General features: G+C 54.3%; 18 protein-coding genes. 15 read left to right on the forward strand and 3 right to left on the reverse strand.

The genetic code is table 11. The features are described from left to right. Positions 1-111 precede the first annotated feature (111 nt). A complete protein-coding gene (locus BVC71_RS14535; protein ID WP_086452426.1) occupies positions 112-699 on the forward strand; it encodes a lytic transglycosylase domain-containing protein in 588 nt (195 codons plus the stop codon). Here the strand turns inward: BVC71_RS14535 and BVC71_RS14540 are convergent. Beyond that, entirely contained in the window at positions 696-1,508 is an 813-nt protein-coding gene (locus BVC71_RS14540; RefSeq protein WP_086452427.1) for an AraC family transcriptional regulator, read from the reverse strand. The two genes, BVC71_RS14535 and BVC71_RS14540, sit on opposite strands and share 4 nt — an antisense overlap. Before the next feature lie 69 nt (positions 1,509-1,577). Beyond that, positions 1,578-2,441 carry a tRNA (adenosine(37)-N6)-dimethylallyltransferase MiaA gene (gene miaA / locus BVC71_RS14545; RefSeq protein ID WP_240516876.1) on the reverse strand — a complete coding sequence of 288 codons (864 nt, stop codon included), beginning with the start codon at positions 2,439-2,441 and terminating at the stop codon, positions 1,578-1,580. Between the two features lie 116 nt (positions 2,442-2,557). Between miaA and pyrH the strand changes: the two genes are divergently transcribed. The 13 genes from pyrH (at position 2,558) to lpxB (ending at position 14,568) form a co-directional block, all read left to right on the forward strand. After that, entirely contained in the window at positions 2,558-3,283 is a 726-nt protein-coding gene (pyrH, locus tag BVC71_RS14550; protein ID WP_086452429.1) for a UMP kinase, read from the forward strand. A 115-nt stretch (positions 3,284-3,398) separates the two neighbouring features. Then, on the forward strand, positions 3,399-3,962 hold the full coding sequence (frr, locus tag BVC71_RS14555) for a ribosome recycling factor (protein WP_086452430.1): 564 nt from the start codon (positions 3,399-3,401) through the stop codon (positions 3,960-3,962). 28 nt (positions 3,963-3,990) lie between these two features. Then, positions 3,991-4,722 (forward strand): polyprenyl diphosphate synthase, encoded by a 732-nt coding sequence (gene uppS / locus BVC71_RS14560; RefSeq protein ID WP_086452431.1) that lies wholly within the window; start codon positions 3,991-3,993, stop codon positions 4,720-4,722. 1 nt (position 4,723) lies between these two features. Next, positions 4,724-5,527, forward strand: a complete 804-nt coding sequence (locus tag BVC71_RS14565) for a phosphatidate cytidylyltransferase (protein ID WP_240516877.1) — start codon at positions 4,724-4,726, stop codon at positions 5,525-5,527. Beyond that, positions 5,527-6,696, forward strand: a complete 1,170-nt coding sequence (dxr, locus tag BVC71_RS14570) for a 1-deoxy-D-xylulose-5-phosphate reductoisomerase (RefSeq protein WP_086452432.1) — start codon at positions 5,527-5,529, stop codon at positions 6,694-6,696. The genes BVC71_RS14565 and dxr overlap by 1 nt, the downstream gene beginning before the upstream one ends. A gap of 1 nt (position 6,697) precedes the next feature. Further along, positions 6,698-8,011 (forward strand): RIP metalloprotease RseP, encoded by a 1,314-nt coding sequence (rseP, locus tag BVC71_RS14575; RefSeq protein ID WP_086452433.1) that lies wholly within the window; start codon positions 6,698-6,700, stop codon positions 8,009-8,011. 70 nt (positions 8,012-8,081) lie between these two features. Continuing rightward, positions 8,082-8,213 carry a hypothetical protein gene (locus tag BVC71_RS15615; RefSeq protein ID WP_276268490.1) on the forward strand — a complete coding sequence of 44 codons (132 nt, stop codon included), beginning with the start codon at positions 8,082-8,084 and terminating at the stop codon, positions 8,211-8,213. Positions 8,214-8,314: 101 nt separating this feature from the next. Continuing rightward, positions 8,315-10,681, forward strand: coding sequence for an outer membrane protein assembly factor BamA (gene bamA / locus BVC71_RS14580; RefSeq protein WP_240516878.1), 2,367 nt, complete (start codon positions 8,315-8,317; stop codon positions 10,679-10,681). Then, complete coding sequence (locus BVC71_RS14585; protein WP_086452434.1) at positions 10,681-11,235, forward strand: OmpH/Skp family outer membrane protein; 555 nt, start codon at positions 10,681-10,683, stop codon at positions 11,233-11,235. The genes bamA and BVC71_RS14585 overlap by 1 nt, the downstream gene beginning before the upstream one ends. A 66-nt stretch (positions 11,236-11,301) precedes the next feature. Beyond that, positions 11,302-11,769: a 3-hydroxyacyl-ACP dehydratase FabZ gene (gene fabZ / locus BVC71_RS14590; protein WP_086452435.1), complete on the forward strand. Its 468-nt coding sequence runs from the start codon at positions 11,302-11,304 to the stop codon at positions 11,767-11,769. Next, entirely contained in the window at positions 11,766-12,551 is a 786-nt protein-coding gene (gene lpxA, locus BVC71_RS14595; RefSeq protein ID WP_086452436.1) for an acyl-ACP--UDP-N-acetylglucosamine O-acyltransferase, read from the forward strand. The genes fabZ and lpxA overlap by 4 nt, the downstream gene beginning before the upstream one ends. Then, positions 12,551-13,432, forward strand: a complete 882-nt coding sequence (locus BVC71_RS14600) for an LpxI family protein (RefSeq protein ID WP_086452437.1) — start codon at positions 12,551-12,553, stop codon at positions 13,430-13,432. The genes lpxA and BVC71_RS14600 overlap by 1 nt, the downstream gene beginning before the upstream one ends. Further along, complete coding sequence (lpxB, locus tag BVC71_RS14605; RefSeq protein ID WP_240516879.1) at positions 13,429-14,568, forward strand: lipid-A-disaccharide synthase; 1,140 nt, start codon at positions 13,429-13,431, stop codon at positions 14,566-14,568. The genes BVC71_RS14600 and lpxB overlap by 4 nt, the downstream gene beginning before the upstream one ends. Here the strand turns inward: lpxB and hisI are convergent. Continuing rightward, a complete protein-coding gene (hisI, locus tag BVC71_RS14610) occupies positions 14,565-14,924 on the reverse strand; it encodes a phosphoribosyl-AMP cyclohydrolase (protein ID WP_086452439.1) in 360 nt (119 codons plus the stop codon). The two genes, lpxB and hisI, sit on opposite strands and share 4 nt — an antisense overlap. 68 nt (positions 14,925-14,992) lie before the next feature. On the opposite strand from hisI, the gene BVC71_RS14615 reads away from it, so the two are divergent. Continuing rightward, on the forward strand, positions 14,993-15,433 hold the full coding sequence (locus tag BVC71_RS14615; protein WP_086452482.1) for an iron-sulfur cluster assembly scaffold protein: 441 nt from the start codon (positions 14,993-14,995) through the stop codon (positions 15,431-15,433). The last annotated feature ends 16 nt before the right edge of the window (positions 15,434-15,449 follow it).

A 15,449-nucleotide genomic window follows, 5' to 3' on the forward strand; every position in this document is an offset into this window, starting at 1 on the left:
GGAATCCAATGCATAGGGGCGGCAAACCTTTGCCTATCCACAGGTATTGTTTGGTGATTTGGTAAAGTCGGTTGTAGATTCCGCCCGTTATAACAAATCGCGGTATATTGGATGCTGAACCCACGAATTTGGATCATCGCATTGGCAGGGATGACTGTCGGCGCATTGCCAGTTGCAGCGGATACCGTTTCAACGTCGTCTCGCATGGCGTTGTTCCAAAGTCAGCTAAACGTTCTAGATGGCCGTGCGTCCGAACAGTATTCAAGCTCCACGCGGTTAAATCCGGAACGCGATACTGCAAGCGGAGCCTCTGCGCCGCAATACATCGGCAATTATAACGGACCCTATCTAGCGACGGCCAAGCAAATGGCGCGTAGATACGCAATTCCCGAAGGTTTGTTTTTGCGTCTAGTTCAGCAAGAAAGCGGTTGGAACCCATCGGCCCGTAGCCATAAAGGCGCGATTGGTTTGGCCCAGTTGATGCCAGGAACTGCTGCTTTGTTGGGGGTGAACCCCAATAATCCGACCGAAAACCTAGAAGGCGGGGCGCGATATTTGCGCCAGCAGTTCGACCGATTTGGGCGTTGGGATTTGGCGCTGGCGGCCTATAACGCAGGACCAGAGGCTGTAAGCCGCTACAACGGTATCCCGCCGTATCGCGAAACCCAGAACTATGTACGGGTGATCTGGGGTAGTTAAACGGCGTACATCTTGCGGAATGCAGATGGGGTTTGCCCCGTTTCCGATTGAAAGCTACGCGTAAAATAAGCCGCCGAAGAAAACCCTAAATCCTGAGCGATTGTTTTCACAGGCGTTTTGGTGCTGCGCAGGCGTTCACGGGCATCAAATAGGATGCGGTCATGTAAAATGGCTAATGCAGAACGTCCGCAGGTTTGATTGCAGCAGCGGGTTAGGTGTGTTGGTGTGACACCCAATTCCGCTGCAAATTCTGCAACGCCTTTGCCCGATGCGAAATCACGTTCCACTAAATCGGTATAAGCGGCGACCAACCGCGCTTGTGATGTACGCGCACGGGCGTGCGTTTCGACGGGGGGGTGTTCTTCGATCTGGCGTTCAAAAAAGACAGACAGAATACCCAGCATATATAGCGCAGCACGATTGTGCCCGCCGCGAGTAGAGTTCAATTCGCGTTCCAGCGCATCAAATTGGCCAGCAATTTCATTTTGCGCATGAACGTCCCGTAGGCGCAGGTGAACGGGCATATCAGGCCAATCCGACTGAACAGCGCTGGGGATCGATAGCATGTGACCGAACACCATGGGGCCGACTTCATATCCGTACATCGTGTTCGGCGGAATATAGACCAAATTGTTTGGGCCATAGCCGCTGGTTAACCCAGCCACTGTGATCCGTCCCTGACCTTTGGTGAAATAGATCAAGCGAGCAGTCGAATGGCTCCGCATGGCTTCGGTCTGCCAACGGTTCTGTGCGTTCTTTGCCTGTATAGAGGACAGGGCCAAACGGTTTTGATCTGATGGTACGTCCATAATATGCCTATCGATGTTCGATAAGTGAAAGACGTTAGCCTATTTGCGATTCGAATCAAGTCTCAGGACTTAGGGGCGGTGAACTGGCGTCCAGTCGCGCATGCTTTTGCGGAACCAAGTGCGCTGCCGTTTGGCATACTGACGGCTTGCAATCACGGCGGCCTCGATCGCGTCTGGTAGTTCCATGCGGCCCTGAAGATAAGCGATCATTTCAGGTGCGCCGATCGCTTTGGATGACAGGCGGGCAGGGTCCCAATCATCTAACATGCTGCGCGCCTCATCCAGCGCACCCGCATCGATCATCAGGTCAAAGCGCTGGGCGATCCGGCTATTCAGCCAATCCACATCTGTATGCATCACCAATGGCACAGCGTCAGCAATTGGCAACAATGGGGGCGGGGTGTCGTCTTGCCAATCGGCAATGGATCGGCCCGTGGCGCGTAAAACCTCCCATGCGCGTTGAACGCGGGCGCGGTTTTGCACATCAATGCGGGCGCGGGTTTTGTCGTCTAGATCCTCTAACAGATGGTCCAGCTCTATCTGATCGGCTTCTTCGCGGATTTCTGGCGGGGTCAAAGGAATGTCAGCCAACCCTTCGGTCAACGCTTTGAAATACAATCCCGTGCCGCCAACAATGATCGGGCGCTGGGCACCCGTGAGGTAGGGCGCAACATCGCGCAGCCAGTTCCCAGTGGAATAATATGCATCATATGGCACATGTCCGTATAACGCATGATCTGCGCGTCCTAGGTCATGATCATCGGGGCGGGCGGTTAAGATTCGCCATCCGTCAAACACCTGTAGCGCGTCCGCATTGACGATTATGCCGCCCCGCGCCTCGGCGATTTGCAAAGCCAATTCCGATTTGCCGGACGCTGTGGGGCCAGCGATCAATACAGGGCGGTCATCAGGGATAGCGCTAAAATCGATCACAGTTGCTTTCTTTCTTTTTGCGTCTTGGGGCAAAAATTCCGGTTTCCCACCATTGCACATTTGCCCCTTTTGGCGCATTTTCTCGGAAATTTACAGACCAATGCGAGGACGCCCCCATGAGCGAGACCAAAGACGTAAAGTTTAACCGGGTCATGCTCAAGATATCAGGCGAGGCGCTGATGGGTGACACCCAATTCGGTCTGCATCCGCCCACCGTTGAACGTATCGCCAAAGAGGTGAAAGCTGTTCACGACATGGGCGTTGAAATCTGTCTGGTGATCGGTGGCGGCAACATTTTCCGCGGTCTGTCCGGATCGGCGCAGGGTATGGAACGTACCACTGCCGACTACATGGGTATGTTGGCGACAGTGATGAATGCGCTGGCTATGCAGGGCGCGTTGGAATCGCTGGGCGTTTACACCCGCGTTATTTCGGCGATCCCAATGGATCAGGTTTGTGAACCATACATCCGCCGCCGCGCTGTACGCCATTTGGAAAAGAAACGCGTTTGTATCTTTGCGGCGGGTACGGGTAACCCGTATTTCACTACCGACACCGCTGCTGCGCTGCGTGCGACCGAAATGCAATGCGAAGCGATCTTTATGGGCAAACAAGTTGATGGCATCTACGACAGCGATCCGAAAACCAACCCAGACGCAAAACGCTATGAAGACATTTCCTATGACGAAGTGCTGCGCGCGAACCTCAAAGTCGCCGATGCATCCGCGATTGCATTGTGCCGTGATAACAAAATGCCGCTGATTGTGTTCAACCTGAATGATCCCGGCGGTTTCAAGGGCGTCATGGCCGGTCAAGGCACCTACACCACCGTTCACACCTAACGTATGGGCTGGGCCTGAAAAGGCACAGCTTTGCGCATTCGACCAAACATGAGTTGTGGCGCTGGGCGCCATGGCTTAAGTAGTCATCCAAACTTGCAAGCGACGAGACTGACACATGTCCGATGAATTCGAACTGGATACCGACGACCTGACACGCCGTATGGAAGGCGCAATTGCCGCACTACGCTCTGAATTCGCATCTTTGCGGACCGGCCGTGGCTCTGCCTCTATGCTGGATCCGATCATGGTTGATGCATATGGCCAACCAACCCCACTGAACCAAGTCGGCACTGTTAACGTGCCTGAGCCGCGCATGGTTACCGTAAACGTGTGGGACAAAAGCATGGTCGGCAAAGTGGAAAAAGCGATCCGCGAATCCGGTCTGGGTATTAACCCACAGCTGAACGGCACAATTATCATGCTGCCGATCCCGGAGCTGAACGAAGAGCGCCGCCGCGAACTGGGCAAAGTAGCTGGCCAATACGCGGAACACGCCCGCGTTGCGATCCGCAACTTGCGCCGCGACGGCATGGATCAGGTGAAAAAAGCCAAAGGTGACGGCCTGTCCGAAGACGATCAAAAATTCTGGGAAGGCGAAGTTCAATTGCTGACCGACCAATTTATTAAAAAGATCGATGATCAGCTTGAGACAAAACAAGCTGAAATCATGCAGGTCTAAGTACCGAGTATTGCCATTGGGGGCGTGTATGACTGACAAAAAATCTGAAGACGCGCCCTCTGGCCCCAGACATGTGGCCATCATCATGGATGGGAATGGCCGCTGGGCCCAGAAACGCGGTCGCCCGCGTTTGTTCGGCCATCAGGCGGGTGCCCGCCGTGTCCGCGAAATCGTTGAGGCTTGCCCCGAAAACGGGGTGAAATATCTGACGATTTTTGCCTTTTCCACGGAAAACTGGAAACGGACCCAGACCGAAGTTGCTGGTCTGATGACGTTGTTCCGTCGTTACATCCAGAAAGAGGCGCACGACCTGCACAAAGCAGGCGTTCGCGTGCGTTTCATTGGTGACCGGATCAAATTAGACGACAAACTGGTGTGTCTGATGGATGATCTGGAACTGCTGACGTCGGGCAATGACAAATGTCACCTGACCATCGCGATCAACTATGGTGGTCGTGATGAGGTCACCCGCGCGGCAAAACGTATGGCCTATGAGGTTGAGCAGGGCCGTCTGCGTCACGAAGATGTGGATGCGGAAACCCTGTCCAAATTCTTAGACACCCATGTGTTGCCTGACCCCGATCTAGTGATCCGCACCAGCGGCGAGGCCCGCATTTCTAATTTCCTGCTGTGGCAGTCGGCTTATTCCGAATACGAATTTGTAGATACGCTATGGCCTGATTTCACCGCCGAAGAATTCGGCAAGGTGGTCGGAAAATACGGAACACGTGACCGCCGCTTTGGCGGAGTGAAAGCATAACGTGCGCGAAAAGATTAAAGACAAATGGCGTGACCTTGGGCCGCGCGTGGTATCGGGTTTGGCGCTTGCGGCGATTGGCGGCACAGCGTTCGTGCTGGGCGGCTTGGTCTTTTTGCTGTTCATTGCCATCTGTGCAGGTCTGATGGTGTGGGAAACGTCCCGCATGGCAGCGCCAGAAAAAACAAACCAAAACAAAATCTTGGGCGTCATAGCTGGCGTTGCTGTTTTCGCGGCAATCGTGCTGCCGATGTCCGCCGAAGGTCTGGTTTTTATCGCGGTTGCTGCCGCGGTTTACCTTAACGCAACGCGCGATCGTGTTTGGCTGTCGCTATATGCTTTGCTGGTGATGGTCGCTTGGGGCACCATGTGGTTCCTTCGCGAAGTGTCATTCGCCTATTCGGTTTGGCTGATTTGTGTTGTCGTCGCATCGGACGTTTTGGGCTATTTTGCGGGTCGCACGCTGGGCGGGCCGAAATTTTGGCCAGCGATCAGCCCCAAAAAGACATGGAGCGGCACAGTCGCAGGTTGGATCGGTGCAGCCCTTATCGGGTTTTGGTTTGCCAAAGGCGGCGTAGATAACGCATTGGCGCTAGCGATCACGTCGGTCTTTATGGCCTTTGCCGGCCAGATGGGTGACATCGTGGAAAGTGCGCTAAAGCGTCGGGCAGGGGTCAAAGACAGCTCTAACCTAATCCCTGGTCATGGTGGGCTTTTGGACCGCTTTGACGCGTTGATGTTTGCAGCTATCATCATGGGCGGATTTTTGGCGGCCGTTGCGCCGTTCGTATCGGCCAAAGGGCACTGATGAAACGGATTTCGATTTTCGGCGCGACTGGCAGCATTGGCCAAAGCACGATTGACCTGATTAAACGCGATCAGGCGAATTACGACGTTGTGGCGTTGACCGGTGGTCGCAATATCGCGCAGCTGGCCGATGATGCGAAATGTCTAAATGCGCAGATCGCCGTTACTTGTTACGATGATGAACTGCCCGCATTGCGCGATGCATTAGCGGGCACTGGCATTGAATGTGCCGCAGGTACGCAGGCTGTCATTGATGCCGCAGATCGTCCTGTTGATTGGGTGATGTCATCGATTGTTGGTGCGGCAGGTCTGACCCCTGGTTTGAACGCGCTGAAACAGGGTGCGACCTTGGCGCTGGCAAACAAAGAATCTTTGGTCACCGCTGGTCCGCTGCTGATGCAAACAGCGCGCGATCATAACGCTACAATCCTACCCGTCGACAGTGAACACTCTGCCGTTTTTCAGGGCCTTGTAGGCGAAGATCAAGCTGCCGTTGAACGCGTGATTATCACAGCATCAGGCGGGGCGTTCCGTGATTGGCCGTTGGCCGATCTGGCAGGGGCAACGGTTGAACAAGCTAGTGCGCACCCCAATTGGGACATGGGCCAACGGATTACCATTGATAGTGCGTCGATGTTTAATAAAGCGTTGGAAGTTATTGAGGCAAAAGAATTCTTTGGCTTCATCCCTTCGCAGATCGAAGTTGTCATTCACCCCGAAAGCCTGATCCACGCGATGGTTGGTTTTCACGACGGCGCGCTGATGGCTCATGTTGGTGCGCCTGACATGCGGCACGCGATTGGCTATGCGCTGCATTGGCCCGATCGCAAACACCTGCCTGTCGACCGTTTGGATTTCAGCAAAATCAGTCAGATGACGTTCCGTGCGCCGGACGCAGACCGTTACCCTGCGCTGCCGTTAGCGTGGCGCGTGATGGAAACAGGTGGTTTGTCTGGTGCGGTATTCAACGCCGCCAAAGAACGCGCGCTTGACGGGTTTATTGATAGCCAGATCGGTTTTTTGGATATGGCGCGGGTTGTTGAAAAAACGCTGGACCGTGTCGATATCGGAACAGACGGGCGTAATGCGCCTGCGGATTTGGATACCATCATGGCAGCGGACGCAGAAGCGCGCGCCAAAGCGACAGAAATAATGAAGGCAGTGGTCTAAGATGTCAGAATTTTTGCCCTTTTTCGGCAGCGCAGGTTTCACCATTCTGGCATTCGTGATCGCCCTGTCGATCATCGTCGCGATCCATGAATACGGGCATTACATCGTCGGGCGTTGGTGCGGAATCGGCGCCGAGGTGTTTTCGCTGGGCTTTGGTCCTGTACTGATTTCGCGAACCGATAAACGCGGCACCCGTTGGCAGATCGCTGCGATCCCGTTGGGCGGCTACGTCAAATTTCTGGGCGATGCCAATGCTGCATCGGTGGGCGGCACCGCTGGTGGGCGCAACACGATGCTGGGCGCACCCGTTTGGGCACGCGCGGCAACTGTGGCCGCTGGACCATTTTTCAATTTCATCCTGACTTTGGTGATTTTCACCGGCCTTGGTCTATGGGCGGGTAAAGCGACCGACCCTTTGACATTGCGCAGCGTTCCTGACCTGCCGCCATCTTATGTGCAGGAATTGGAAGTCGGCGATCAGATCATCGCGGTAGAAGATATCGACGCACGCTCTGTGGCGCAATTTGCGGCGGCATTGGATCAACTGCCCATCCAGCAATCGCTGACCTACACGGTTGTGCGCGCTGACGTTCAAATGCAGGTGCAGGGGCCTTATCCGAACACGACCGCCGTTCTGTCCGTCACTCATGATAGCGCCGCCGATAAAGCGGGCGTGCAAGAAGGAGACGTGATCACCGCGATCAATGGTCAGAATGTGTATGCATTTCCGCAAATGGTGGACATCGTAAGCGCATCAAACGGTGATACGCTGGCGTTGGATATCTGGCGGAACGGCGAAATCGTTCAGTTGGAAGTCACCCCCCGCCGTACAGATTTGCCAACTGCCGATGGTGGATTTGAAACCCGCTGGTTGATTGGCGTATCGGGCGGCATTTTCTTTGATCCCGAAACCGTGACCCCATCGATTTTCGAAGCGATCAGCGACGCATTTGCGCAGCTGTGGTACGTTTTGGAAACATCCGTATCTGCGATCTACCACATGATCGCGGGCCAGATTTCCACCTGTAACCTGTCCAGCCCTGTGGGCATCGCGCAGGCGTCGGGTGCGATGGCTGCGGCGGGGCTAACTGATTTCATCAGCTTTATCGGGTTCTTGTCCGCGGCCGTTGGATTGCTGAACCTATTCCCGATCCCTGTTTTGGATGGCGGCCATTTGGTGTTCCACGCCTACGAGGCGATCACAGGTCGCAAACCCAGCGATGGCGCGATGCGTATTTTGATCGCGATTGGTTTGTCGTTGATCCTGACCATGACGCTGTTCGGGCTGATGAACGATCTGTTCCTTTGCCCCTGACATTCCCTGATGCTGCCCAGATGTTGCCACAATTGCGCGGCACATTTGGACCCAGATTAGGGAGTGCATCATGCAAACGATTTCTGCTGGATATCAAAGTCTGTCTTTGCTGATCAATTTGAACTGGGACCGCATCATGTATGTCGCTGCGATTGGCGGGGCACTATGGCTTGGGTCTGTGGTCACTCAGATCGTCCTGTAACGGGTTTTTCGCCACATCTATCGGCAAACCGACGCACGCACCCTAAATGGGTGCGTTCTTGTTTTTGACAACGCGCATTATTGTGTTTAGGCAAGTTCCCAATGGGGACGTCTGAATTGGTTGGATTAATGCGCCTGAATACTTTGTTTGACAAAATGCCTTCGGGCAAAGCGATTTTGAAAATGACCGCGGTTGCGGGGATCGCCGCACTGACGGTTCAGCCGCTACCGTCGCTGGCGCAAAACTTTGCCTTCAATTCCGTTTCGATCGAAGGGAATGCCCGTATCGAAGACGAAACGATCCTAAGCTATTTGGGCGTGGCCCAAGGCGAAGCTGTCACCGCCGCCCAATTGAACGACGCAGGGCAGCGTATTCGCGCAACGGGCCTGTTTGAAAACGTAGAGATCATTCCGCAAGGTAGCCAATTGGTGATCCGCGTTACGGAATTTCCAACCGTTTTTCGCATCAATTTCGAAGGTAACTCGCGTCTAAAAGATGATGATTTGTTTGCGACCATCCGATCGACCGAGCGCCGTATTTATAGCCCGACCGACGTAGAACAAGACGTTGCCGATATCACCGCTGCCTATGCCGCGTCTGGCCGTATCAACGCAGTTGTCACCCCGCGTATCATTCGTCTGCCCGATAACCGCGTTAACCTTGTATTTGAAATTTCGGAAAACGGCGTCACCGAAATCGAACGCATCGGTTTTGCTGGCAACCGTACCTTTTCGGATCGTCGTTTGCGGAACGTTTTGACCACCAAACAGGCGGGTGCGCTGCGTACCTTTATCGGTCGTGACACCTATTCGCCCGAACGTTTGGAATTCGACAAACAGGTTCTGACGGATTTTTATCAATCCCGCGGTTTCCCTGATTTTATCGTACAAGACGTAGCGGTTCAGCTGACAAGTGAACGTGACGCATTCGTTGTCACCTATAACGTCGAAGAAGGTCAGCGCTATTCCATTGGTGGTGTTTCGGTCACATCTGAATTGAACGATGTGGTTGATCTGGCAGCGTTCAACGATGTTATCCGTACCCGCAATGGTGATACCTATTCGCCTGTCAGCATCGAAAACGACATTTCCCGACTAGAGGATTTGGCAACCCGTCTGGGGATGCAGTTTGTTCAGGTTGAACCACGCATCGTCCGCAACGAGGCGAACCAAACGCTCGATCTGACCTTTGCGCTGGTACGTGGCGAACGCATTTTTGTGGAACGCATCGATATCGAAGGTAACAACACCACATTAGACCGCGTTGTGCGTCAACAGTTCCGCGTTGTCGAAGGTGACCCATTCAACCCGCGCGCCATCCGTCAGGCGGCCGAACGTATCCGTTCGCTGGGCTTCTTTGCTAATGCGGCTGTGAATACCCGCCAAGGTTCAGCACCTGATCAGGTGGTTGTGGATGTTGACGTTGTCGAAGCGCCCACCGGATCGCTGTCGTTCGGTGCAAACTACAACACTGATGATGGTTTTGGTTTGCTTGCCTCTTTCCGCCAGTCCAATTTCTTGGGCCGTGGCCAGTCGCTGAACCTGTCTTTCTCGACCGCGGAAAGCAATAAATATTTCCAGCTTAGCTTTGCTGAACCTTACCTGTTGGGCCGTAACCTGCGCTTTGGTTTGGATACCAACTATGTGATTACCAACAACGAAGGTGCGGATTACGATACCGAAACCTTTACGTTCAAACCGTCACTGGGCTTTGCTGTTAGCGAACGCGGCAATTTGCAGACCTATGTGCAAACGCGTTACAGCGACATTACCAATGCTGTGAATGGCGAAGTCGCTCCTGAAACCTTTGCCGATAGCGAAGAAGACGGACGTTGGACGCAATCCGTAGGCTACACCTATTCCTTCGACAGCCGCCGTGACGGTCTAGACGAAGAAACAGGGTATAAACTACGGTTTGGTCAAGAGTTTGGTTTTGGCGATACTCAGTTCGTTAAAACAACTGCCAGCGCGGGTGCAACGACATCGGTCCTGAACGACGCACTGACGCTGACGGCGACGGTCGAAGGTGGTTATCTACACTACAACAAAGGCGACAGTTCCATTGTCGACCGGTTCTTCTTGCGTGGCAGCCAGATGCGCGGCTTTAGCCTGTATGGTATGGGCCCCCGTTATTACGACGATAGCGGTGCGACGACGGTAAACGATAGCTTGGGTGGCAACGCATACGCCGTTGCCCGTCTAGAGGCTGAATTCCCACTTGGCTTGCCAGAAGAATACGGCATTTCGGGTGGTGCGTTTGTCGATTACGGATCGCTGTGGGATCCAGGCTTTGATTGTTCGGGTGCGAATTATTACTATTGTGATTTCACACCGCGTACGATTGCGGGTGTATCGATCTTTTGGGATACGCCAATCGGGCCGCTGCGTTTCAACTTTACCGAAGCTTTGGACGTTCAGGAATTTGACGAAACCAAAGGCTTTGATGTGACGATCTCGACCAGCTTCTGATGCGGGGCTTTCGTGCATTGATTTTGGGTGCATGCCTTGCCATTGGGGCAGGGCATGTATCTGCGCAAACCCAACCCGTACAGTTGCCGTCTTCGGTGTTGATCATCGACACAGAGCAGGTGTTTTCGGGCACAGCATATGGGCAGCGCATCATCGCCGAAGTACAGGTCAAAACCGAAGCCCAAAATGAAGAAAACCGCCAGATTGCTGACGCTCTGATTGAAGAAGAGCAAAGCATCGCAGCGCGGCGCGCCACCATGACCCCCGAAGCCTTTCGTGCAGAGGCAGATGCCTTTGACGAAAAGGTGGTCGCAATCCGTCAGGCGCAAGATGCGAAAGAGGCTGACATTCAGGCCGAGCTAGACGCCCTGCGCCGTGCCTTTGACGATGATGTGCGCCCCATTTTGGGACAGATCATGCGTGAACGTGGTGCGACGGTCTTGATGGGGCGGCGCGATGTGATCCTGTATTTCGGGGCAATTGATATTACCGATATCGCCATTGCGACAGTAGACGCGCAATTAGGTGACGGAACTGAAACGTCTGGTGAATGACCCTATCTTGCCCACTGGGCATTGAATTGTTAGTCACCACCAAAGGCCGCATTAAAGGACTATAGAATGACCGAAGCTGTAACCATCGCCGACATTGATCTGATCCAGCGTATTATCCCCCACCGCTATCCGTTCTTGTTGGTGGACAAAGTCGTCGACATCAACGGCACACAGTCCGGCAAAGGCATCAAAAACGTCACGATGAATGAACCGCATTTCACAGGCCATTTCCCTGGCAACCCTGTGATGCCTGGCGTTCTGATCATCGAAGCGATGGCACAAACTGCAGGTGTTATGGTTGGCGCAGGCATGGGCATGGAAGACAAGAACCTTCAGGTCTATTTCATGGCGATCGACGGCGTGAAATTCCGCCGTATGGTCAAACCGGGCGACGTTCTGGAAATGCAGGTTGAAACGACCCGCGGTAAACCAGGTGCCAAGGTTTGGAAATTCAAAGGCGTTGCAACCGTTGATGGCGAAATGGCTGCCGAAGCTGAATTCACAGCAATGATGGACATGAGCAAATCCGAATGACCGCAAACATTCACCCCAGTGCCATCATCGAAGACGGCGCAGTCATCGGACCCGACTGCGTCATTGGGCCTTTTTGTATTGTAGGCCCAGAGGTGAAACTAGGCCGTGGGGTTGTGTTGAAATCCCACGTGGTCGTTAATGGCGATACGACTATTGACGATGAAACGACCGTCTTTTCTTTTGCTGTAATCGGTGAAATCCCGCAGGATTTGAAATTCGGCGGTGAAAAGACGTCTTTGGTCATCGGCAAACGCAACCGGATCCGCGAACATGTGACGGTGAATACCGGCACAGCAGGCGGCGGTAGCGTGACCAAGATTGGCGATGATTGTCTGCTGATGGCAGGGTGCCACGTGGCCCATGACGCCCATCTGGGCGATCGCGTGATTATCGTGAACAGCACTGCCGTCGCGGGGCACGTCATTATCGAAGACGACGTTATCGTGGGCGGTCTGTGTGGTATTCACCAATTCGTTCGCATCGGTCGCGGTGCGATCATTGGTGCGCTGACGATGGTGACGAATGACGTGATCCCTTATGCCTTGGTGCAGGGCGCGCGCGGCAAATTGGACGGTCTGAACTTGGTCGGTCTAAAACGCCGCGGCGTGGACCGTGCGGACATCACCGCCATGCGGGCTGCGTTTCAAACGCTCAAGGATGGTGAAGGCGCGTTTCTGGATCGCGCCCGCCGTCTGAACGAAGAAACTGACAGCGACTATGTGCGCGAAATGGTCGATTTTATCCTAGGCGATAGCGACCGTAGTTTTCTGACGCCGTCCTGATGATTGCTCTGATCGCAGGCACGGGTGACTTGCCCAAAGCATTGGTCGCGGAGCTGCCCGCCCGCGACCTAATTGTCTGCGAATTATTAGGGTTTACGCCTGATCTGCCAGACGACTTTCCACGTTTGCAGTTTCGGTTGGAAACCTTGGGCACTTTGATCCAGACTCTACGTGATAAGGGCGTGGAACAGGTCTGTATGGCGGGCACTATCCGCCGTCCTGGCGTAGATCCGACATTGATCGATGACCTGACGAAACCTTTGGTGCCTGCAATTATGGCAGCCCTATCAAAGGGCGATGATGGTGCGTTGCGGATCGTTTTTGAACTGTTTGAAAACGCAGGGATTTCGGTGGTTGCTGCCCACGACATCGCACCTAGCCTGATCCCGCCTCATGGCGTGTTAACGCGCCATGGACCAACAGATCAGCATATCGCTGACGCTGAAGTCGGTGACCAGATCATCGTTGAAATGGGCCGCAAAGACAGCGGTCAGGCCTGTATCATTCAGGGCCGTAAGTTGATCGTCGAAGAAGGTGTCGACGGCACCGACGCGATGATCGCTTCTGTATGTGCGGACCCGTCTGACACGCCCGAAAGCGCATTTGAATGGTTTGTCGGCGGTGTTTTGGATTACATCAAAGGCAAAGGTGACGCCCATCTGCCTGCCGAAAACGGTATCCTATTCAAAGCGCCAAAACCTAATCAGGATCGCCGCGCAGATTTGCCCGTCATTGGCCCTAAAACAGCCATGCGCGCGGCCGAAGCGGGACTGGCCGGCATTGTGATCGAAGCGGATGGCGTGATGGTATTAGACCTGCCACCCGTACGCGGCATTCTGGATGCTCAGGGCATGTTTTTATGGGTAAGGCCCCGCACATGAAAATCTTTGTTCTAGCTGGCGAACCTTCGGGCGATCGTTTGGGCGGCGCGTTGATGGCGGGGCTGCGTGAATTGCGGCCTGACGTCGAATTCATCGGGGTGGGCGGCCCGATTATGCAATCGCATGGGTTGGACAGCCTATTCCCGATGGAGGAACTGTCGATCATGGGGCTGGCCGAAATCCTACCGAAGTATTTTCACTTGAAACGTCGAATTGGGCAGACAGCTGGATTCATCGCCGCGGAAAAACCTGATGTTGTTATCACGATTGATGCCCCCGATTTTTCGCTGCGCGTTGCAAAATTGGTCAAGGATCTGACCAATATTCGCACTATTCACTATGTGGCGCCATCGGTTTGGGCTTGGCGCCCAAAGCGCGCGGAACGCATGGCGCATATGATTGACCACGTGCTGGCGCTGCTGCCGTTTGAGCCGCCATTGATGACGGCACATGGAATGGACTGTGATTTTGTCGGACATCCCGTTGTCGGCGAACGTCAGGCGACCGCAGAGGAAGCAGCAGCCTTTCGCGCGGCCTATGGCATTGATGATGCGCCGTTGATCCTCGCTTTGCCTGGATCGCGCAAAGGCGAGGTAAATCGACTGTCTGATCGGTTTGGTGCAGCGCTGGCTGGCGTTCTGCAGGCGCGACCTGACGCACGGGTAGTTTTGCCCTGCGCGGCGTCTGTGGTGGACCTGGTCAAAGAAAAAACAGCCCAGTGGTCGTTTGACCCGATCCTGATAGATCCTGCGACTGCAGGACCCATGGATAAACTCGCTGCGTTTCGTGCGGCTGATGTGGCCTTGGCCGCGTCTGGGACTGTGTCATTAGAATTGGCCGCAGCGCAGACACCGATGGTGATTGCCTATGATTTCACATGGATCACATGGCAGATCATGAAACGGATGGCGCTGATCGACACAGTGACTTTGGTCAATCTGGTGTCTGACACGCGCGTTGTGCCCGAATTTTTGGGCCCCGATTGCCTGCCCGACAAAATGACGCCCGCGATTTTAGACGTGCTGGATCATCCTGAACGCCAGCTAGAGGCGTTGAACCTGACAATGGAACGCCTGGGCAAGGGCGGCGAGGCACCAGGCCTGCGGGCCGCCCGTGCGGTGTTGGATCGTCTTTAGACCATCGGTTTCGACAGTTCGACCAATTCGCCATCCCGAACTGCGGTGTAAAAACACGATCGGCGGTTGGTGTGGCACGCGGGGCCGACCTGACGAACCTTGACCAGAATGCAGTCGGAATCGCAGTCGAATGTGAAATCCACCAATTCCTGCGTGTGGCCCGATGTTTCGCCTTTGACCCAGAACGATTGGCGCGAACGCGACCAATAGGTGACCTTGCCGCTGTCCAATGTGCGCTGAACCGCATCTGCGTTCATCCAAGCCATCATCAGAACTTCGCCCGTGTCGGCGTCTTGGGCAATGGCGGGGATCAAACCACGGTCGTCGTATTTTAATTGGGCGGGATCAAATTTCATTGTTTTGGCCTGTTGTCATAAACGCTCGCGGCCTATGTATGACAGAACGCCGCCGAAAGGAACGCCAAGTGTCTGACACCGCTGATCTGGTAAAACTGTATTCAAACCGCATTTTGGCGCTGACTGCCGATATGCCGCTGACGGACCGTTTGGAAAACCCTGATGCGACCGTAAAAAAACGTGCGCCTTTGTGCGGGTCTACGGTGACAGTGGACATAAAAATGCGTGATGGCGTTATAACAAACTACGGACAGGACGTTAAAGCATGTGCATTGGGTCAAGCATCCGCTGCAATCATGGGTGGGACCGTGATTGGACGCAATGCAGAGGAGATCGCAAAAGCGCGGGATGAGCTCCGCGCAATGCTAAAGGACGAAGGGCCGGCGCCAGCGCCACCCTTTGACGGGTTAGAGGTATTGATCCCCGCCCGTGAATATAAAAACCGCCATGCGTCGATCATGTTAGTGTTCGATGCCTTGGCAGAGGCAATGGCCGAGGCTAGCGCCTAGAGGAACGGTTGGTCGT

The sequence above is a fragment of the Marivivens niveibacter genome (assembly GCF_002150005.2).
Taxonomy (GTDB): Bacteria; Pseudomonadota; Alphaproteobacteria; order Rhodobacterales; family Rhodobacteraceae; genus Marivivens; species Marivivens niveibacter.